Raw genomic sequence first — 19,652 nt, forward strand, 5'->3', positions numbered from 1 at the left:
ACTCTCTGCTTTTTTAGTAAATATACGATTATTTCGTCTCGCCGGGTGACATAGATAAAAGCGCGCGGTCAAAGGGAATGGTACACTTCGCCCTTTACGTCGATTGACGACGTGTTGAAATGGCACGCAGTGACGAACATAAGGTAACTGTTTTCGATACAACCATATACTCTAAATAATTCGAGTTGCAGGACAATACGTTATCGTTTTGCACAACGCAAAGCGTTGGCCTTTTACGGGCGAGGTTCGTTTAGGCGTCGCGTCACGCGGCAGGCGAGTGATAACGCCGCCGGGGGCGGATTTGCGCGCCGCTGGCGGTTGCCCCGCGGGAGGGCGGCCCGGGATGGGCCGAATAATTGAGCGCAGCCAACGCACCCGCAGCTTGAAGTCTGACGAGTATAGTCATTTAAGTAGGGGTTTACATGCAGGGCACCAAAATTTGCCTTTTAGCGGGGGGGTTGTGGCTGGCCGTGGCCGGCGGTAACGCACAGGCCGAAGCACTGCAGCCCGATCCTGCCTGGCAGCAAGGTAAACTGGATAATGGTTTTACCTGGCAACTTCTTGCTACGCCGCAACGCCCTGGCGATCGGATTGAATTACGTCTGGTGGTGAATGCCGGTTCGCTGGTGGAGAGTGCGCAGCAAACGGGTTTCGCCCATTTTCTGCCTCGGCTGGCGCTAACCCACAGCGAGCACTTTACGGCGACGCAGCTGTCGGCATTATGGCCGCCGGAAAACGGCCTGGCGCCGCCGCCGGCGATCGCGTCCTATGATTTTACCCAGTACAATCTGAGCCTGCCGAATAACCGTCCGGAGTTGTTGAAAGAAGCGCTGAACTGGCTGGTGGAAACGGCCGGGCAACTGCCGATAGAGCAGGGCAACATCCAGGCGGCGCTGGGCGGCCCGGACCGCGTGGAGGCCTGGCCCGCCAATCCTCAGGACCCCTGGTGGCGCTATCGCTTGAAAGGCTCCACGTTGCTGGCGCATGACCCAAGCCTGTCGATCAAAGCGCCCGTCGATGCGCAACAGCTGCAGCAGTTTTATAAAAGCTGGTATACGCCGGATGCCATGACGTTGTATGTGGTGGGCCACGTCGACAGTCGTGCGGTTACCGACATGATCAGCAAGCGTTTCTCCGCGCTGAGCGGCCAACGGGACGCGCCGGCGCCGGTGCCCACGCTGTCGCCGCTATTGCCGCATCCGATCAGCCTGATGAACGAGAATCTGAAGCAGAGTACGCTTTCGCTGGTGTGGGACAGTCCCTGGCAGCCGATCCGTGAGTCGCATGCGCTGGTGCGTTACTGGCAGAGCGATCTGGCGCGCGAGGCGCTGTTCTGGCATATGCAGCAGTCGCTGGCGAAAAATCAGCAGAAAGGCAGCAACCTGCGTTTTGACTGCAATGTACTTTATACCCGCGCCCAGTGCGCCATTCATCTGGATATGAACCATAGCCAGATACAGCCGGGGCTCACTTTTCTGGCCCGCGAACTGGTGAATTTGCGCGATAACGGTCTGGCGCAGCAGGAATTCGATGCGCTGATAGCGCGCAAAAACGATGAGCTGAGCAAGCTGTTCACCACCTATGCCAGAACCAGTACCGATATCCTGATCAGGCAGCGTATGCGTTCGCAGCAGAATGGCGTGGTGGATATCGCGCCAGAGCAGTACCAGCAATTACGCCAGGTTTTCCTGTCGGGCCTGACGCCGAACATGCTCAATCAGGCACTGCAGCAGCAACTGGCGCAGGATGCGACCCTGCTGCTGTTGCAGCCGCAGGGGGAGCCGGAAGTGGATATGAAAGCGCTGCAGGACCAGTACCGGAAAATCATGACGCCGGATCCTGCGGGGGCCGCGCCGACGCCGGAAGCGCCCGACGCGACGGACACACCGGAAGCCGCCGGGGATACGCCGCCGCCGGCCCAGCCGGCCGGGCCGGAAGCAAGCGCGCCCTGATCGGCGCGACGACGCGCGGCGGCGGCCATAATGCTCAGACCGCGGGCATGGCGCTCTGCGGGATGATGGCTCCGCGATGCTGAATGACGGTGCCGGCCAGCAGGTGGCCGCGGCGGGCGGCGTCCTGCGCGCTGCCGCCGTTCAGGCGCACCGCCAGGTAACCGGCGCTGAATGAATCGCCGGCGGCCGTGGTGTCGATCACTTTTTCCGGCGACAGTCTGACGGACGGCACTTCCTGACGTTGTTCTCCGGCGACTGAGACGATGCAAGCGTCGGCGCCGCGTTTAATCACCACCTCGCGCACGCCGGCCTCATGGGTCCGCGCAATTACGGCGTCCGCCGGCTGCTCGCCCCACAGCATATTCTCATCGTCCAGCGTCAGGAACGCGATATCCGTGCAGGCCAGCATGGACCGCCAGGCGTGCTGGGTTTCATCCCGGCTGCGCCATAGCCGCGGGCGATAGTTATTGTCGAAAATCACCTTACCGCCGTGGGCCCGGCATGCGCGCAGCAGCTCCAGCAGACGTTCGCGGCTGGCGTCATTCAGGATCGCGAGGCTGATCCCGCTCAAATACAGATAATCGAATTGTAGCAGACGGGCGATCGTTTCGGCCGCGCGTTCGCTCTCCAGCCAGTAGCGTGCGGCCGCGTCGTTGCGCCAGTAGTAAAAAGTACGCTCGCCGCTGGCGTCGGTTTCGATAAAATACAGGCCGGGCAGTTTGTCGTCGAGCTGCTGCACCAGACCGGTTTGCACCTTTTCGCTCTGCCAGGCGGCAAGCATTTGCCGGCTGAAGCTGTCCGAGCCGAGCGCGGTAACATAATGGACGGCCAGCGCGTCGGGATTGAGCTGGCGAGCAAGATAAACGGCGGTATTCAGAGTATCGCCGCCAAAGCCACGGTGGAGAGCCGCACCTTGTTGCGACAGTTCGATCATACATTCGCCGATCACGGCGATATTCCTGGTTATCATCACAGAAGGCCTGTCTGAAAAGGGAAGTGGAGAATACCCTGCAGCTTTCAGCGCGCCAGCGGGCCTGTAGCTGAACGCCCGGGCCTTATCCCTGAGGCTCGCCTTTCGGGGTAGCGCTTGCCGCCGTGCCGCTACCTGAAGTCTGTGGGATATAGCGTCGCCAAAACGGCGACTACCGCAGCATAATGCGATGGGCTATCAAGATAAATGGAACGATGTTTTATTTATGATGCGGATCGTAAAACAGCTGTCTCCCAGACTGACGACAACGTTCGTTAGCGGGCGTGCGCGGCGAGAGAGCACAGCGACGCGAGCCGCCGACAAATATGCCGGAGAAGGTTTGAACAATGCCGGCGTTAGCCCGCAGAGCGGGGCGCAGGGATGCGCCCCGTCATCGTCCCCGGCGCGCCAGGCTCGGGCATCCCGGGCTCATCGGCGATGTTGCCGGCAACCTTTATCGGGCTTATTCGGCGCGCATCAGGTTTTTTTCGCGGCGCGCAGATGCGTGACGCTCTCTCCGCCGATGCCCCAGTTATCGGTATCCACTTCATCAATGACCACCACGGTGGTGGCCGGGTTTTTACCCAATGTCTCCGCCAGCAGCCGGGTGACGCCGGCAATCAACAGCTTCTTCTGCTCCGCCGTGGCGCCTTCGCGGGTGATTTTAATATTCACGTAGGGCATATCGTTCTCCTGTCAGGGTAAGGAAATCAGGCCGCCGGTGGTTTCTCCTGACGCCCATTATCATCCGGCGTTTCATCGCCGGAACTATCGCCTTTATAATCTGCTGTGGCAATCCAGGCGGCGCAAAATAGCGTCAGCCGGGCGAACAGGTAGAAGAACGCCATCAGGCCGATGACGGAGCCAAACGCGGCGCCGGAAGGCGAACCGGCCAGCCGGGGGAGCGCGACCGTCATGGCGAATTTAATCGCCTCAAAGCCGAACGCGGCGATCAGCGTGCCGCGAAACAGCGCCTTCTTTTTGGGCTTATGACGCGGCAGGATCCAGAAAATCCACAGAAAAAGCAGATAGTTGGCGAGTATGGAGATGGTCAGCGCGATGGAGGTCATCGCCGGGCGCAGCCACTCAATCCCGTCCAGCCCCAGCGCGTGGACAATGGCATTTTGCGCCGCGCCGGCGATAGAGGTCAAAAATAGCGTGACAATCAGGGCGATCACCAGCCCGGTTAGCGAGATAAAATCCCGCGTGTATTTAAAATAGATTTTCTCTTCATCGCGCGGATTGCGCTCCCAGACATCACGCGACTGCGCCCGTATCGCTTCGCGCAGGTTGCCCATCCAGCTGATCCCCGAATACAGCGCGATGAGCAGGCCGGTCAGGCCGACGGTGGTGCGCTGCTGGATCGCCGTGTTGACGGTGCTTTTCAGCGTATTGGCGAGCGTGGGATCGCTGATGCTGTTGACGATTTTATTAATCAACTCCGTCAGCAGATCGGGGTTTGACGCCAGCACAAAACCCACGGCGGCGAAAGAGACCATTAAAATGGGAATGAGCGACAGAAATGAAAAATAGGTGATGGCGGCGCCGAACTGGTTGCCCATGCGGTCGTTAAAGCGTTCGCCCGCGCGAATAAAATGCGCCACGCTGGGGATGGCCCGAATTCGGTCCACCAGGCGTTTGGTCTGCCTGAGCGATTTATTGGCTTTGCCGACCAGCGAGCGGTCGCCGTTGGCGCCGGACTGTGACGGTCGGCGCGGTTCTGCCGGTGTTGGCATCAGTGTCCCCCGAAATCAGGATAGTGAATGATTTACGCTTACTGATTGATTATAACCGACAATCTGAAACCGCGACTAATGCGTCCGCCCGGGCGTCGGCTCGCCGTCGCCCAGTAAAACCGCAATCCGCCTGCCCACCGGCGTCAGCTCCAGCAAAATCTTCGCCACGCTGGTTAGCGGCACCGACAGCAGCATCCCGACCGTACCCAACAGCCAGCCCCAAAAAATCAAGGATAAAAATACCACCAGCGTGGAGATCCCCAGCCCGCGGCCCATCACGCGCGGTTCGAGAATATTGCCCAGCAGCATATTGATAATGATAAAGCCGGTGGCCACCAGCATGCCGTCGTAAAAACCATTAAACAGCAGCGCCTGGATCACGGGCAGAATGGCGGCGATGACCGAGCCGATATTCGGAATGTAATTGAGCAGAAAGGCAAAGACGCCCCACATCAGCGAGAAGCGAATGCCGAGCGCCGCCAGCATCAGCCAGACCACAATGCCGGTCAGCAGACTGATAGCGGTTTTAATCGCCAGGTATTGGGTGATGCCTCTGACCGCCTGTTGAATACTGACGGTGCCGGCATCGGGGTCCGCCAGCGCGTTTCTGAGTTTGTAGGGAATATGTTGTACTTCGAACAGCATAAAGACCACGGTCATCAGCAGCAGAAACAGGTTGGTCATGGCGCCGGACAGATGGCTGAGCAGCTGCGTCGCCAGATTCATCAATACGCCGGGATCGAAATTGCGCGCCAGCGTATCGGCGGAAAAATGGATATCGAAACGGGCGGCGAGATCCTGCAGCAGGCGCAGTTTATCGAACAGCAGGCCGCGGAATTGCGGCAGCATGCGGCTGAAATCGTTGAGCGAGGCGCCCAGCACGCCGAATAGCAGAGTGATGACGGCGATGATCACCAGTATGATCAGCGTAATCGCCAGGGCGCGCGGCAGACGGAAGCGCATCAGCGCGTTGACCACCGGGTTGAGAACGATGGCCAGGAACATCGCCAGTAAGAAAGGCACGACAATACTGGCCGCCGCTTTAATCCCCGCCAGAATAATGACAACGGAAGCCAGCATAATGGCGATTCGCACGCTTTGTCGGGTCAGCGTGGTATGAATGCTGTTTCTTTCCATCGGGTTCCGCTTAGTGGTGAAGGAGTTATTGCGCAGTTTAGCCGGTTATGACGGCGGCCGGTGAGTGTTTCCTGTTCAGATGAGTATGCAAAAACGTTATCAAAGCGCCGTTTGTCAGACTGCTTTATCATCAGAATGCGGTTTGGCGAGGATTAACGGTGAATCTTTCAGCAGCCTTGTTTATACTGCACCGTTCGAATTATGCCCTTCATCTTTCAGGTTCAGGCGCGTCGGCTTTTTCCCCGACTCTTCGCTTACTAAGCTCCGGCGATGTTGCCCGCCGTCTTCCTGCCCCTGAGGCGACCGGGCGTAAATTCTCTTGCCCGATCGCGGCGATCCCTGTAACGCTGTTAAGTGAGTTAATCCCTTCATGCCCGTTTCACCAGTTTCGGAAAGCGAACCGAGTTCATTACGCCTTAACCTGCGTATCGTGTCCATCGTCAGCTTTAACTTCGCCAGCTACCTGACCATTGGGCTGCCGCTGGCGGTCCTGCCCGGCTACATCCATGACCAGATGGGCTACAGCGCATTCTGGGCCGGCCTGGCGATCAGCCTGCAATATTTCGCCACGCTGATAACGCGCCCCCGCGCCGGCTATTACGCCGACGAGCAGGGACCCAAAAAGGTGGTCTTGTTTGGCCTGGTGGGCTGCCTGTTAAGCGGCCTGTTTTATGCGCTGGCGGCGTGGACGGAACCGTACCCGCTGCTGGCGCTGGCGCTGTTGTGCGTGGGGCGGGTCATTCTTGGCGCCGGGCAGAGCTTTGCCGGCACGGGCGCGACGCTGTGGGGGGCCGGTATTGTCGGGTCACAGCATATCGGCCGGGTGATCTCATGGAACGGCGTCGCGACTTACGGCGCGATGGCGGTGGGGGCGCCGCTGGGCGTGTGGATTAATCACCTGGGCGGGCTCTGGCTGCTGGCCGGCGTGGTGATGCTGGTGGCGCTGGTGGCGATACTGTTCGCGCTGGGGAGGCCGGCAGTCAGGGTAACGCCAGGCCAACGTATACCGTTCCGCCAGGTGTTGGGCAAAGTCTGGGTATACGGCCTGGTGCTGGGGTTTGCCTCCGCCGGTTTTGGCGTTATTTCCACTTTTATCACGCTGCTCTATGCTGAGAAGAATTGGGATGGTGCGGCGTTTTCGCTCACGTTGTTCAGTTGCGCCTTCGTCGGCGCCCGCCTGCTGTTTCCCAACAGCATTAACCGGCGCGGCGGTCTGAACGTGGCGGCGTTCTGTTTTGTTATTGAAATCGTTGGCCTGCTGCTGGTCTGGGGCGCAGCCTCGCCTGCGTTGGCCAAAGCCGGCGCGCTGTTGACCGGCGCCGGTTTTTCGCTGGTTTTCCCGGCGCTGGGCGTGGTGGCGGTTAAAGTGGTATCCGGCCAAAATCAGGGCAGCGCGCTGGCGACCTATACGCTGTTTTTCGATATTTCGCTGGGGCTGGTGGGGCCGCTGGCCGGTATCGCCATGGCCTGGACCGGCATCCAGTCTATCTATCTGGGGGCCGCCGTACTGGTCTTCGCCGCTCTGCTGCTGACCACCTGGCTGAAAACGCGACCGCCCGTTCAGACGGCCGACGTTTAGCCCTGAGGCCGCAGGGGCGCGCAGAGCATGGCGGGGTGGCCGTGTCCGATTGCGCGCCATGCCGCCAGCCCGGCCCGTCGTTCGCCCTTCCCCGGGACGTGTCTGGCCGGGCCGTTTTGCGCGCCTGCTCCGGCGTTTTGAAATTTACCTTTCATTTTCTCCGTTGACGCCGCCGGCGTCTCCAGACAGAGCACTCCGCTTCTGACGATCAGACCCTCTGTTTTCTTTAGATTTGACCGGATGAAAAAAGATCAGTTTCTTTGTGTTTTTTAGAAATATTTATTTCATTAAATCTCATCATGAAATGCTCATCCGACGGATGCGTTAAGCGGCGAGGAGGAGATAAAACCACCGGGTAAATTGTGATTAATCCCTTATTTTACCCGGGGAGAGGGTTTTCAGGCCGTGCCTTAAGGGGCCTGATCTGGCGCGCGTGAGTGTAAAAGAACGGTTTATGTTACGACAAAATGCGATCTCCAGCATAAAAATTAAATTCCTAAATAAAATTATTTGAAATTTTTTTTTCATTAAAATAGAGTTCACCCATAGTCACCGGCTGAATTCCTGCCCGGACGGGTGCCGGCACGGCGAGCGGCGGCGCGGTGATGTATGTAACCATCAAAAGGGGTGAGAAATGAAAATCACAGGTAACTTTATCGGCGGAAACCTCTGCCAGAGCAGCAGTCAGCAGACCGTACCTGTTCATAATCCGGCGACGGGTAAAGTCGGGCGCGAAGTCACGCAGAGCACCGCCGATGAAGTGTTGCATGCGATTGACATCGCTCATCAGGCGTTTAAAGGCTGGTCGCAGACGCCGCCTCTGCGGCGCGCCAGAATCCTTTTCAATTTCAAAGCGCTGATGGAAAAACATCGTGACGAGCTGGCGCAACTGATCGTCAGCGAACACGGTAAAGTGCTTTCCGACGCGCAGGGCGAACTGACCCGTGGAATAGAGGTAATCGAATTCGCCTGCGGCATCCCGCATTTACTGAAAGGCGAATACTCTTCCAGCGTAGGCAGCGGCGTGGACAGTTTTTCCATGATGCAGCCGATCGGCGTAGTGGCGGGCATTACGCCGTTCAACTTCCCGGTAATGGTGCCGCTGTGGATGTTTCCCATCGCGCTGGCTTGCGGCAACACCTTTATCTTAAAGCCGCCGGCTCTGGATCCCACGGCTTCCGTGCGGATGGCTGAACTGCTGAAAGAGGCCGGTCTGCCGGACGGCGTATTCAACGTTGTGCATTGCGATAACAATCTCGCCAGCCTGTTATATACCGACCCGCGCATCCAGGGCGTCAGCTTTGTCGGATCGTCCGGCGTGGCGCAACACATTTACAAAACGGCCAGCGCTCACGGCAAACGGGTGCAGGCGTTTGGCGCGGCGAAGAACCACGCCATCATTATGCCGGATGCCGAGCTGGACGCGACCGTGAATGCGGTGATGGGCGGCGCTTTTGGTTCAGCCGGCGAACGCTGCATGGCGTTGCCGATTGTGGTGGTGGTCGGCGATGATACCGCCGATAAGCTGATCGCCAGACTGAAACCGCTGGTCTCTGAGCTGCGAGTCGGGCCGGGCATTGTGGACGGTGAGGAAAATGAGATGGGCCCGGTTATCTCCGCCGCGCATCAGAAAAAGGTGCTGGGCTACATTGATCAGGGCGTAAAAGAAGGCGCGACGCTGGTTATTGACGGCCGCAATTATCAGGTGCCGGGACATGAGGGCGGGTATTACGTCGGCGGCACGCTGTTTGATAACGTGACGCCGGATATGGTGATTTATCGCGAAGAAATTTTCGGCCCGGTGCTGGGCGTGGTGCGCGTCCCGGATTATCAGACCGCCATCAACGTCGTCAACGGACATGAGTTTGGCAACGGAAGCGCTATCTTCACCAGCAGCGGTCATTATGCCCGTCAGTTTGTGCAGGAGGTAGAAACCGGCATGGTGGGCGTTAACGTGCCGGTACCGGTGCCGATGGCGTTCCACAGTTTCGGCGGCTGGAAACGCTCCGTGTTTGGCGCGCTTAATGTACACGGACCGGACGGCGTGCGCTTCTATACCCGTATGAAAACAACAACGGCGCGCTGGCCGACGGGTCAGCAGACCCTGTCTGAATTCAGTATGCCAACGCTGGGTTAAGCTTGATTATCGGAGTACATATATGTCTCTTTTGCTGTCGAAATATCAGACGCCAGACGAGCAGGGACGAATTCAGCAGATTACCCCGGAGAACGCCGGCTGGCGCTATGTCGGCTTCGAGGTTTATCGGCTGCGGTCTGGTCAACGCCTGCCCTTACGGAGTGCGGATCGGGAGATATGCCTGGTGCTGGTGGCCGGACTGGCGTCCGTTTCGACCAGCAAAGCGGAATATCCGCATATTGGCAAACGGATGAGCCCGTTTGAGCGTATACCGCCGTATGCGGTCTATATACCGCGCCATAATGACATTGTGGTACAAGCGGAAAGCGATCTGGAGCTGGCGGTATGCAGCGCGCCAGGCCGTGGCGATCTGCCGACGCGTTTAATCACGCCGGCGGAAATCGGCACCGAACGGCGGGGGAAAGGGCATAACCAGCGTCTGGTGCATAATATCCTGCCGGACAGCGAGCCGGCGGACAGCCTGCTGGTGGTTGAGGTTTATACCGATGAAGGCAACACCAGTTCTTACCCCAGTCACAAGCACGATCGTGAAGATTCGCCGGATGAGACCTATCTGGAGGAAACTTACTATCATCGTATCGATCCGCCGCAGGGGTTTTGTCTGCAGCGGGTTTATACCGACGACCGCTCGCTGGACCAGTGTATGGCGGTGTACGACCGTGATGTGGTCAAGGTACCGCGCGGTTATCATCCGGTGGCCACGCTGGCCGGTTATGACAGCTATTACCTGAACGTGATGGCCGGGCCGGTCAGGCAGTGGAAATTTACCTGGGAAGCGGAGCATGGCTGGATTAACGGTCCGGACTATCCGAAGAATAAACGGTGACAGGAAATGTGATCAGGTTATACAGGGGACGTAGCTCTGGTCGGCGCCCGCAGCGTATTTTTTGCGGGCGTTTTTTGCTGTCAGTTGCTGGCGTTATTCAGCGCCAAAGAAACCGCCAGCGTTTGCGCCAGGCACATGGAGGCGACCTGAGAACGAAACCCATCCACCTGCGCTTCGCGCACGACAAAGCAGATATCGCTGAATGCCGCCAGCGGGCTAACCTGGCTGTCGGTAATCGCAATCTGCTGGGCGCCCTGTTTGGCGCCAAATTCGACCAGCGCCAGCGCTTCCTGCGAGTAAGGCGAGTAGCTGATGGCGATCACCACATCTTTCGGTTTCACCATACCCAGTTGTTCGGTGAACATACCGCCGAGTCCGTCGATTAAAAAGGCGCGACGTTCCAGATGGCGTAATGCATAGGTTAAATAACAAGCCACACTAAACGATCGCCGTAATCCAATAACATAGATATTCTCGGCGTTATTCAGTAATTCCACGGCTTTTTCCAGCTGATCGGCATGAGTCTGTACCGCCAGCTGCTGCAGGGCCTGCGCATTGACCATGGTAAAAACATTTAATATTTCAGCCGGTTTTTCCGGCGTCACATGCTCGTCGGTCGATGTCTGACGAAATAAACGCGCTCTCTCAGTATAGTTAACCGTTTCTTCCATCAGGTGTTGACGAAAAACCTGTTTCATTTCATTAAATCCGCTAAAGCCAAAAGCATTAGCAAAGCGAATTAACGTCGAAGGAGGAACATCCGCCTGTACGGCAATAGAAGCAACGGTATCAAAAGCAATATTGTTGCTGTTGTCGAGAATATAACGCGCTACCTGCTTCAGGCGCTTGCTTAAGGTTTCATAACGATTGCGAATCTCATCTTGCAGCAGCGAAAGCTGGGTAGGGTTATTATTCATTCTGTAGACTCACGGCTTGAGAGGAAATAACGTTTCAATATAACTATTCTATCAGATGAACAGAAGGTTTCATTTCTGTAAGAAATAATTATTTTAGTACAACATGAATCACTTCACAGAACGGTGGCGTGGCCTTGGAAGATGCATCTTCGGATGAAAATCCTCCCTGATCCTTAACCTTTCTGGTATTGCTCTAATCTTCAGGTCTTGCCTTAAGCGCTCGCTATTGCTCCCCGGCCGCCAGTGCCGTTCCCGTCCGGCCATCCGGTGAGCATGATGTTTCCGTCTGCGGCGGCTGTCCGTCAATTACCGATGAGAATGAGATGAGGGTGAAATAAGCGCGGAGACGATATTAGTGCAAAGCCATCGTTACCCATCATCCTGGACAGGCAACGAGAGCTGGCGTGCTGCGGATTTTATTGCGCCGGCCGGTACTGGCGCCAGTAACCAATTAAACGCAGATAATTTTGCTGTACCTGGTTAATCAGCTCCGCATCATTAATCTCGCCCTGCAGCCACAGACGCGACGGCTGGCCGAAAATGGTGCGCCCAACGGCGAATCCCTTCACCCATTTGGCGCCGGCCGCAGCTTCAAAACCGGCTTTCAGTTTGCTTTCATGGCTGTCGAGGCCGAGGATCAGAATACCGCGACACCATGGATCTTGCTTTTCAATGAGCGCGCTAATCTGCTGCCAGCTGCTGGCGGAAAGCGGCGGTAGCTTCCACCAGTCGGGCTGAATACCGAGCTGATAGAGATGCTGCAGGGTTTCCAGATAGAAATGCTCGCTTTTATCCGGCTGGTTCTCAGGCAGAATAATTTCCAGCAGCAGTTCATGACCAGACTTACAGCAACTGCGATATATGTCCAGCAGCAGTTCATCCTGCTGCTGACGCAGCCCGATCTGATCGAACGGATGATAAAATACCAGGCATTTCACCACGTGCTCCAGCGGCCAGTCGATCAGCTGGGAGCCTATGTTGCCGTGCTCCAGCCGCAGCGGACGCGAACCCGGTTGTTCGATCGGCCGGCCAATCCACCACCCCTGACCGGTAATGGCGTTCAGAGCCGATTGACCGTAGGTGCCATCCGCCAGAATGCCGCTGTTATCGTGCAGACCCGCTTTCTGCGCGGCCTGACGCGCGGCCTGCAGCAGCAGATTTTTCAGTTCAGGCAGGCGCGCTTCGCTGGCGCCGGTGTCTTGCGCCATTTCAACCAGTTGTTTGCGGTGATCGAAGGCGAATACGCACAGTTCCGGCCAGCGCTGTTTCCGGCTGGTGACCCGATGCAGATGGTTGAGCCGGACGTCGCGATCGGGACGGTTCACCTCGTTATCCCGACTGAGGTAATCATCCAGCTCGGTTTTGGTCGGCATCGCCGGTGCGCAACCATGACGCGATACCACCAGAGCGCCGCAGGCATTGGCATAGCGACAAGCCTGTTCCCAGCTTTCATTGTTCAGGTAACCGCGCAGCAGACCGGACATAAAGGCATCGCCGGCTCCCAATACGTTGAGCACCTCGACTCGTACGCCGGAGTGCAGTTTGACGTTGTCCCAGCTGTGCGGGATCGCCTCTTCGAACACCGAACAGCCCTGCGCTCCGCGCTTACATACCAGCGTGGCCTGAGTCGCCAGCCGCACATTTTTCAGCGCGGTCAGCGTATCGGTGCTGCCGCCGGCGATATGGAATTCTTCTTCGGTACCGACGATCAGATTGAAATGATGCAGTACTTCCTGCAGTTCCCGCGTCACCCGGCTGGATTCAATGAAACGCGTTTCACCGTCTCCCAGTGACGTTAGCCCCCAAAGGACCGGGCGGTAATCAATATCCAGCGCGGTGCGCAAGCCGTGGCGATGCGCATAGTCGAGCGCTTGCAAAACGGCGGCGCGGGTGCGGGGATGGGACAAGTGCGTACCGGTAATCGCCAACGCGCGCGCCGAGGCGATATAGTCTTCCTGTATATCATCCGGCGTCAGGGCCATATCGGCGCAGTTGTCACGGTAGAAAATCAACGGAAAGGTTTCCTGATCTTTAATGCCGAGGATGACCAGCCCGGTCAACCGCGCCTTGTCCGTGATCAGGCAACGGGTATCGACTCCTGCCCGCTGCAGTTCCTCCCGCAGAAAGCGGCCCATATGTTCGTCACCAACGCGCGCCAGCATGCCGGATTTCAACCCCTGGATAGCGGTGCCGTAAGCGACATTGCCGGAAGATCCGCCCACATATTTGGCGAAGGTGCCCATATCTTCAAGACGTGAACCAATTTGCTGACCGTAAAGGTCAACTGCGATACGACCGAGGCATATCACATCCAGCGGTTTATCTCGTGTAGCCATACCCGTTTCCTTCTTTAATCGCACCCTATCCGCGCGGGGCGTGATGGAATCAAAGTGTATTGTCACCGTAAGTTTTTTAGAGTATGAGGAATAAAAATTCCATTTTCAATCAATTGTGAAATTTAAAAGCCAAAAATAGCCGAAAATGTGAACTGCTTAAAACAAACACGCTGTGCGCCGCGCGCGCTTTTGCCTGATGGAGGAAGTATGGCGCTGGGTCCGTATCGCTTCGCCGGACGCATTGTCTGATTATGTTTTTGAATAAAATAAATAAATTTTTTTGATTTAACCCGTGATGAACGATTCCTCTCCGCCGGGTTTGGAACGCGACTGGCGGGTGCGCGGAAAGAATTTGATCTTCCTCGCAATGTGAAATTTTTTTTCTGTTATTTAATTTTGTGGAAAAAATATTTGTCTATAATCGCGATAACATTTCATATCGCGGCATGTGGATACGGCGAACAATCAGGCGTCAGTCTGGTATCTGCGGATGCCCGCGCAGGTATTGAAAATGAGTGCCGGATTACTCTCGGGGAGCAAGGCGTTTTTCTTTATCCCCTGACCATGTTTGTACCCAACAGTTTTCAGGGGACGGGGAGGCGGCAAGCGAACCAACTCCCGGCAGCCTGCATGATGAAGGGTATATCTCTGAAATGACGAGGTCGAAAATGAACAAGGACAATATAAAGCTGGCAATAGCTCCTATCGGCTGGACGAACGACGATATGCCCGATCTGGGGAAAGAAAATACGTTTCAACAGTGCGTCAGCGAAATGGCGCTGGCGGGATTTAGCGGTTGCGAAGTCGGCAGTAAATATCCGCGTGACGTGCAGACGCTAAAATATCATCTGGGCTTGCGCGGTATTCAGATCTGCAATGCCTGGTTCAGCACGTTCTTTGCCAACGGGCAGAGAGAGAAAACCATTGATGAATTTGTCAATCATATGAATTTTCTCCACGCCATGGGCGCGAAGGTCATTGGTTGCTCCGAGCAGAGCAAAAGCATTCAGGGCACGACTAAATCGCTGTTTGAGGAGAAGCATCACTTTTCGGACGAAGAGTGGCTGCTCGTGGCCGACGGCTACAATCAACTGGCGCGGATAGCGGCGGAAAAAGGGATGCAGGTTTGCCTGCATCATCATATGGGAACGGGGATTCAGACCACGGCTGAAATCGACCGCTTCATGGAAATGGTGAATGACGACGTCTGGTTGCTGTTCGACACCGGTCACGCTTATTACTCGGAAGGCTCCCAGGAGGCCATGCTGGCGATTCTGGAAAAATACTTGCCGCGTATCAACCATGTGCATCTGAAAGATGTGCGCGATGACGTGGTGGCCGAGGTTAAAGCGAAGGGGCTGAGTTTCCTGGATGGCGTCAGAAAAGGCGCCTTTACCGTGCCGGGCGATGGGGCGATCGATTTCCGTCTGGTCTTTAAGCTGCTGGATGACGCTGGCTATAAGGGATGGATGGTCGTAGAGGCCGAGCAGGATCCGGCGCTGGCGAATCCGCTGGAGTATGCGCAGAAAGGACGGCGCTATATCCGCGAAACCGCAGGAATTTAAGGATGAGTCCGGTGCGACGGATGTTCTCGTCCGTCGCACTCAACGGGATAAGAAAGGTTACTGCAGTTTTAGCGTGCTGATGATGGATTCCGCTTCCGTTTGCGCCTGCTGCTGGTTATCCGCCGGCAGAGTGATTTGCAACGTCAGCAGGTGATTATCCACTTTACCCAGCACCACGGAGGAGTAGGCCTGCTGCCCGCTGCTGGTGATAATGCTGTCCAGCTGCTGCAGTTTTTGGCCGTTAACCTCGATCGTTTTATTGGTAATAACCTGCAGGCTGGCGTCACGCGTGCGCTGCTGATCTTCCAGCCTTTTCGCCAGCACCGTCAGTTCCTGGTCGGTGTCGTCGCCCAAAATCACAATCAGCGCTTTTTGTCCGCTGTCGTTGGCGTAGACGTGCATATTGTTTGACTGCGTGCCCAGCTTACCGCTCTGGTCGCTCATCTCCGCGGGCAGGGCTAGCGCAATCTTACCGTCCAGCAATGAAATGTGCTGACTGGCTGCCGCCGTCGCCGCTTCCGTTCCCTGCGTTGCGGTTTTGTCGCCGCCGTTGTTATCGCAGGCCGCCAGCGTGGCCACTAACAGCGCTGCACCAAAATATTTCACTAAATTCGACATGAGATTCCCTTTTATAACGTGGCTGAACCAGCGTATCGCATCGTATCCTGCGGACAAAAACAAGCTTAATGTTGTTACAAACCCACCGGCTCAGTTTATCTGGCTTTTTTGAGCAGCCGAAGCGGCGAGCGCGGGTTCCGCCTGACGGCTAAGCTGCCTGAGCAACATATTGAGCAGAATTCCATACGCAGGCAAGAAGAATGCAAGGCTAATAAATAGTTTAAAACTATAGTCGACCAGCGCAATCTCTACCCAGTTCGCGGCCATGAACGGGTCGGTGCTGTTATAAAATGCGATAAAGAAAAATGCCAGCGTATCGCTGAGGTTGCCAAAGATGGTCGAAACCGTTGGGGCGATCCACCAGGCATTGCGCTGACGCAGTCGGTTAAACACGTGCACATCCAGAATCTGGCCCAGGGCGTAGGCCATGAAGCTGGCGCAGGCAATGCGCGCCACCACGATATTGACCTGGCCTAGCGCGTACCAGCCCTGCCACTGCGCCTGGTAAAACAGGGCGGAAATCAGGTATGAAGCGATCAGCGCCGGCAGCATTACGGTGAAGATGATACGACGCGCCAGCGGGGCGCCAAAGATCCTGACCGTCAGATCGGTGGCCAGAAAAATAAACGGGAAAGTAAAGGCGCCCCAGGTGGTATGAAAGCCGAAAATCGACACCGGAAGCTGCACCAGATAGTTACTGGAAGTAATAATCAGAATGTGAAACAGCGCCAGCCAAAGCAGCGCTCTCAGCCGTTGCTGAGTGGTAAAATGATACATAATGTGACCTTTTTGGTTACTGGGGTGAGGGAACCCAAAACAACATGTCCGCATTGCGTATTACGCAACGCGGCGACATAGTACGCATTTGCTGCGCTAATGCAATGGTTAATATTAGCGCAAACGTTGGCGTTGCTTGCGCCGAAAAATCCGCAGCGTAAACTAGTGCGGTTTTTTTGACTTCTTTTAAGCAAACTAAGAGTGTGTTGATGACCGATCCTTTCGCTCACCCGAATAAAACGCTGGATGCTCAGGGCCTGCGCTGTCCTGAGCCGGTAATGATGATTCGTAAGACGGTGCGCCAGATGGCGGCGGGTGAAACGCTGCTGGTGATTGCCGACGATCCGGCCACTACCCGTGATGTCCCCGGCTTCTGCCGCTTTATGGAGCATGAGTTGCTGGCGCAGGAAACGGAGCAGCCGCCGTATCGCTATTTGTTGCGCAAGGGTGGCCTGTAAGGGGTTGCGCTAAATAACCGGCGGCAGAGACGTCAATAGCGCTGCGGCCCATAAGATGACGGATAGATATCAAAGGAGATCGTTGTTTAATGAACCCCGAACAACCACTCTACCGCATTCAGTTTATGAATAACGGTAAGAATTATCAGCTCTATGTGCGCGAACTGGTGCAAAGCAATCTGTTCGGCTTTATTGAGATCGCTGATTTTGTCTTTGATAGCCAGTCGACGCTGTTGGTTGATCCTTCCGCTGAGAAGCTGAAAACTGAATTTAGCGGGGTAAACCGCAGTTTTATTCCGCTGCAGGCGGTGATCCGCATCGATGCGGTTAGCGAGAAGGGCAGCGCCCGGATTTCAGAGCTGGGGGACAATGTGATGAGTTTCCCGTGGCTGCCGGGTAAAAAACCGTAAGTAAAAGATTCGGCGCCGTGTTCGGGCGCCGGTGCGTATTGCCGGGCGGCGGCGGACCGGGAGGGAGACGGCTTCCCGTCCGCCGCTTTGCCGCACCCGGTTTGCTCAGGATTTGGGCGACTGCAGTTTTTTCTGCCAGGCCAGCAGTTCAAAAACGCCAAAGATGAAAATGCGCGCCTGCGCCGCGCGCCCCAGCGACGGACCGTTTTTCGCTAGCGTGGATTTGAGCAACATCAGCTGTAATCCGTGCATCAGGATCATAAAGACCATCGCCACCACCAGAAAAATATTCAGCGGTCGGGGAAACGGCTGCACCAGATTAAGCAGCAGAAACGACCATACGCCCAGCATCAATAATCGGCCAAGATTAATCCACATTGCGCGACTCCTTTTCATCGGCAGAAGTATCCGGCATCTGGCGAATGTACAGGCGGCAGGCCGCCTGACCGGCCACCTTTTCCCGGTGCAGCAGCCAGCTGTCCGGCACCGTCAGCGCCTGGTTTTCCGCTTCGCTCTCGACATAAATCCAGGCGTCTGGCGCCAGCCAGTTATTCTGTTCGAGCAGGCGCAGCGTATTGTCCAGCAAACCCCGGCGAAACGGCGGATCGACAAACACAATATCAAACGGCTGACCGGCCTGCTCCAGCCAGTGCAGCGTATTGGCATTGACCACCTGCGCCTGGTCGGTTTTTAGCAACTGCAGGTTTTCCGTCAGCTTGCGCGCAATGCCGCGCTCCATCTCCAGCAGCGTGGCGTGGGCGGCATAGCGCGACAGCGCCTCCAGCCCCAACGCGCCGCTGCCGGCGAAACAGTCCAGACAGCGAGACTGCGCAATAACCGGCGCCAGCCAGTTAAACAGGGTTTCCCGTATCCGATCGGTGGTCGGGCGCAGTCCGGGGCTGTCCGGCACCGGTAGTTTTCGGCCGCGCCACTGGCCGCCGATGATGCGTACCTGGCCGGCGGCCGATGCGTTTTTTTTAGCCATAATTCAGGTCATGTTATTGTTGCGCCGCAGCGCGAGACGATGCGGGCCGAAAAAGTGATGCGCTATTCTACCGGTGGATGGGTGTAGAGGGAACGTTAATACGTTGTTGTTCATCAGCAGACCTCTGTCCGGCCGGCGCGAGCGCGACGATTTATCGTCGCGCCGCCGGATTTCATCTCATTCGCCGCGTATTGCTGCCCGCCGGAAAGTGTTAAACTTATCCGTTTATTAACGCTATATACTCTAAATAATTCGAGTTGCGGGACAAAACGTTACCGTTCTGACAACGCCGCGCGTTGGCCTTTTTACGGGCGAGGCTCGTTTGCGAGTCTCGTCACGCGGCAAGGGAATGACAAATCGGCCTGTAACCGATTTGAACGGCGCGAGCGCCGGACCGGGGGGAGCTTAACGATGAGGCTTCGCCATCCCGATGCGCTTACACCGATAAGTCTTTGGCTAAACGGGGCGACCCGCGTATCTGCAACTTGATGTATGACGAGTATAACCCAACAGACTTTAGCGGCAGGAAAGCGCTGTGCGAGATGAACCACCGGGCATCGGGATATCTGAGCGGCCTGATGAGTGAAGCCGGCGCGTCTGCGGCCTGAAGATGAAGGGGACATTTATTATTCGTTCGCCCGATTAACGGCGAGGAGCGCAATCGCAATATGGCAAAAGAGAAAAAGCGCGGTTTTTTTTCCTGGCTGGGTCTGGGACGTCAGCAGGAAGAAGAACAGCAACAACCGCAAACGGTTGAAGACGCAACCGTAGAGACCCCGTCCGACGCGACGCCGGAAGCCGCAGGCTCGCCGTCGTCATCCGCAGAGTCTACCGGGCAAGAGACCCGCAACGAAGCGGAGCCGCAGCCCGCCAGCTCGCCGCGTCCGGATCACACGTCCGTTGAAGCCGACGGCGTGAGGCCGGAGCCGAGCGCGCCAGACGCTGACGCGAACGGTGCCGGCGCGGAAACGGCCGACGAGCCGACGCCCGCGCCGCATGGGTCGACACACTCTGTCACAGAAGTCGTGGCGGAGGTAGTTGAAGAACGTATTGAATCTGAACAAGATAGCGTGGCAGCGTTTTCCGAAGCCGAAGCCGAAGCCGAAGCCGAAGCCGAAGCCGAAGCCGAAGCCGAAGCCGAAGCCGAAGCCGAAGCCGAAGCCGAAGCCGAAGCCGAAGCCGAAGCCGAAGCCGAAGCCGAAGCCGAAGCCGAAGCCGAAGCCGAAGC

17 protein-coding genes and 1 pseudogene are annotated in these 19,652 nt (G+C 56.6%); 8 read left to right on the plus strand and 10 right to left on the minus strand.

What is annotated here, in order from left to right; genetic code table 11:
- Nucleotides 1–422 precede the first annotated feature (422 nt).
- The gene (locus FJU30_RS16155; RefSeq protein ID WP_150436008.1) at nucleotides 423–1,952 is read left to right on the plus strand and encodes a M16 family metallopeptidase; all 1,530 of its coding nucleotides are present in this window, start codon (nucleotides 423–425) and stop codon (nucleotides 1,950–1,952) included.
- A 34-nt stretch (nucleotides 1,953–1,986) separates the two neighbouring features.
- On the opposite strand, the gene FJU30_RS16160 is transcribed toward FJU30_RS16155, so the two are convergent.
- The 4 genes from FJU30_RS16160 to FJU30_RS16175 form a co-directional block, all read right to left on the minus strand.
- Nucleotides 1,987–2,922: a 2-dehydro-3-deoxygluconokinase gene (locus tag FJU30_RS16160; RefSeq protein ID WP_150436009.1), complete on the minus strand. Its 936-nt coding sequence runs from the start codon at nucleotides 2,920–2,922 to the stop codon at nucleotides 1,987–1,989.
- A gap of 477 nt (nucleotides 2,923–3,399) precedes the next feature.
- Nucleotides 3,400–3,606, minus strand: a complete 207-nt coding sequence (locus tag FJU30_RS16165; protein ID WP_150436010.1) for a 2-hydroxymuconate tautomerase family protein — start codon at nucleotides 3,604–3,606, stop codon at nucleotides 3,400–3,402.
- A 26-nt stretch (nucleotides 3,607–3,632) separates the two neighbouring features.
- Nucleotides 3,633–4,658, minus strand: a complete 1,026-nt coding sequence (gene yhjD / locus FJU30_RS16170) for an inner membrane protein YhjD (protein WP_150436011.1) — start codon at nucleotides 4,656–4,658, stop codon at nucleotides 3,633–3,635.
- A 75-nt stretch (nucleotides 4,659–4,733) separates the two neighbouring features.
- Nucleotides 4,734–5,795, minus strand: a complete 1,062-nt coding sequence (locus FJU30_RS16175) for an AI-2E family transporter (protein ID WP_150436012.1) — start codon at nucleotides 5,793–5,795, stop codon at nucleotides 4,734–4,736.
- 370 nt (nucleotides 5,796–6,165) lie between these two features.
- Between FJU30_RS16175 and FJU30_RS16180 the strand changes: the two genes are divergently transcribed.
- The 3 genes from FJU30_RS16180 (at nucleotide 6,166) to iolB (ending at nucleotide 10,358) form a co-directional block, all read left to right on the plus strand.
- Nucleotides 6,166–7,374 carry an MFS transporter gene (locus FJU30_RS16180; protein ID WP_150436013.1) on the plus strand — a complete coding sequence of 403 codons (1,209 nt, stop codon included), beginning with the start codon at nucleotides 6,166–6,168 and terminating at the stop codon, nucleotides 7,372–7,374.
- A gap of 634 nt (nucleotides 7,375–8,008) precedes the next feature.
- Nucleotides 8,009–9,511 carry a CoA-acylating methylmalonate-semialdehyde dehydrogenase gene (locus FJU30_RS16185; protein WP_150436014.1) on the plus strand — a complete coding sequence of 501 codons (1,503 nt, stop codon included), beginning with the start codon at nucleotides 8,009–8,011 and terminating at the stop codon, nucleotides 9,509–9,511.
- A 22-nt stretch (nucleotides 9,512–9,533) separates the two neighbouring features.
- Nucleotides 9,534–10,358: a 5-deoxy-glucuronate isomerase gene (iolB, locus tag FJU30_RS16190; protein WP_150436015.1), complete on the plus strand. Its 825-nt coding sequence runs from the start codon at nucleotides 9,534–9,536 to the stop codon at nucleotides 10,356–10,358.
- 80 nt (nucleotides 10,359–10,438) lie between these two features.
- On the opposite strand, the gene FJU30_RS16195 is transcribed toward iolB, so the two are convergent.
- Nucleotides 10,439–11,275, minus strand: a complete 837-nt coding sequence (locus FJU30_RS16195; protein ID WP_150436016.1) for a MurR/RpiR family transcriptional regulator — start codon at nucleotides 11,273–11,275, stop codon at nucleotides 10,439–10,441.
- A gap of 416 nt (nucleotides 11,276–11,691) precedes the next feature.
- Nucleotides 11,692–13,611, minus strand: coding sequence for a bifunctional 5-dehydro-2-deoxygluconokinase/5-dehydro-2-deoxyphosphogluconate aldolase (locus tag FJU30_RS16200; RefSeq protein WP_150436017.1), 1,920 nt, complete (start codon nucleotides 13,609–13,611; stop codon nucleotides 11,692–11,694).
- Between the two features lie 668 nt (nucleotides 13,612–14,279).
- On the opposite strand from FJU30_RS16200, the gene iolE reads away from it, so the two are divergent.
- Entirely contained in the window at nucleotides 14,280–15,176 is an 897-nt protein-coding gene (iolE, locus tag FJU30_RS16205) for a myo-inosose-2 dehydratase (RefSeq protein WP_150436018.1), read from the plus strand.
- Nucleotides 15,177–15,233: 57 nt separating this feature from the next.
- Here the strand turns inward: iolE and FJU30_RS16210 are convergent, their stop codons facing one another.
- Nucleotides 15,234–15,794, minus strand: a complete 561-nt coding sequence (locus tag FJU30_RS16210; RefSeq protein ID WP_150436019.1) for a DcrB family lipoprotein — start codon at nucleotides 15,792–15,794, stop codon at nucleotides 15,234–15,236.
- 90 nt (nucleotides 15,795–15,884) lie between these two features.
- On the minus strand, nucleotides 15,885–16,571 hold the full coding sequence (locus FJU30_RS16215) for a 7-cyano-7-deazaguanine/7-aminomethyl-7-deazaguanine transporter (protein WP_150436020.1): 687 nt from the start codon (nucleotides 16,569–16,571) through the stop codon (nucleotides 15,885–15,887).
- Between the two features lie 209 nt (nucleotides 16,572–16,780).
- On the opposite strand from FJU30_RS16215, the gene tusA reads away from it, so the two are divergent.
- Nucleotides 16,781–17,029, plus strand: coding sequence for a sulfurtransferase TusA (gene tusA, locus FJU30_RS16220; RefSeq protein ID WP_150436021.1), 249 nt, complete (start codon nucleotides 16,781–16,783; stop codon nucleotides 17,027–17,029).
- Nucleotides 17,030–17,118: 89 nt separating this feature from the next.
- Nucleotides 17,119–17,439, plus strand: coding sequence for a DUF1820 family protein (locus FJU30_RS16225; RefSeq protein ID WP_150436022.1), 321 nt, complete (start codon nucleotides 17,119–17,121; stop codon nucleotides 17,437–17,439).
- Between the two features lie 105 nt (nucleotides 17,440–17,544).
- Here FJU30_RS16225 and FJU30_RS16230 read toward each other — a convergent pair whose 3' ends face one another.
- Both FJU30_RS16230 and rsmD read right to left on the minus strand, forming a co-directional pair.
- Complete coding sequence (locus FJU30_RS16230) at nucleotides 17,545–17,817, minus strand: DUF1145 family protein (RefSeq protein WP_150436023.1); 273 nt, start codon at nucleotides 17,815–17,817, stop codon at nucleotides 17,545–17,547.
- Nucleotides 17,807–18,424 (minus strand): 16S rRNA (guanine(966)-N(2))-methyltransferase, encoded by a 618-nt coding sequence (rsmD, locus tag FJU30_RS16235; protein WP_150436024.1) that lies wholly within the window; start codon nucleotides 18,422–18,424, stop codon nucleotides 17,807–17,809. Before rsmD ends, FJU30_RS16230 begins: the two co-directional genes overlap by 11 nt.
- Before the next feature lie 668 nt (nucleotides 18,425–19,092).
- Here rsmD and FJU30_RS27245 point away from each other — a divergent pair.
- A pseudogene (locus FJU30_RS27245) lies at nucleotides 19,093–19,652 on the plus strand (signal recognition particle-docking protein FtsY); the annotation flags it as partial.

The sequence above is a fragment of the Affinibrenneria salicis genome (assembly GCF_008710095.1).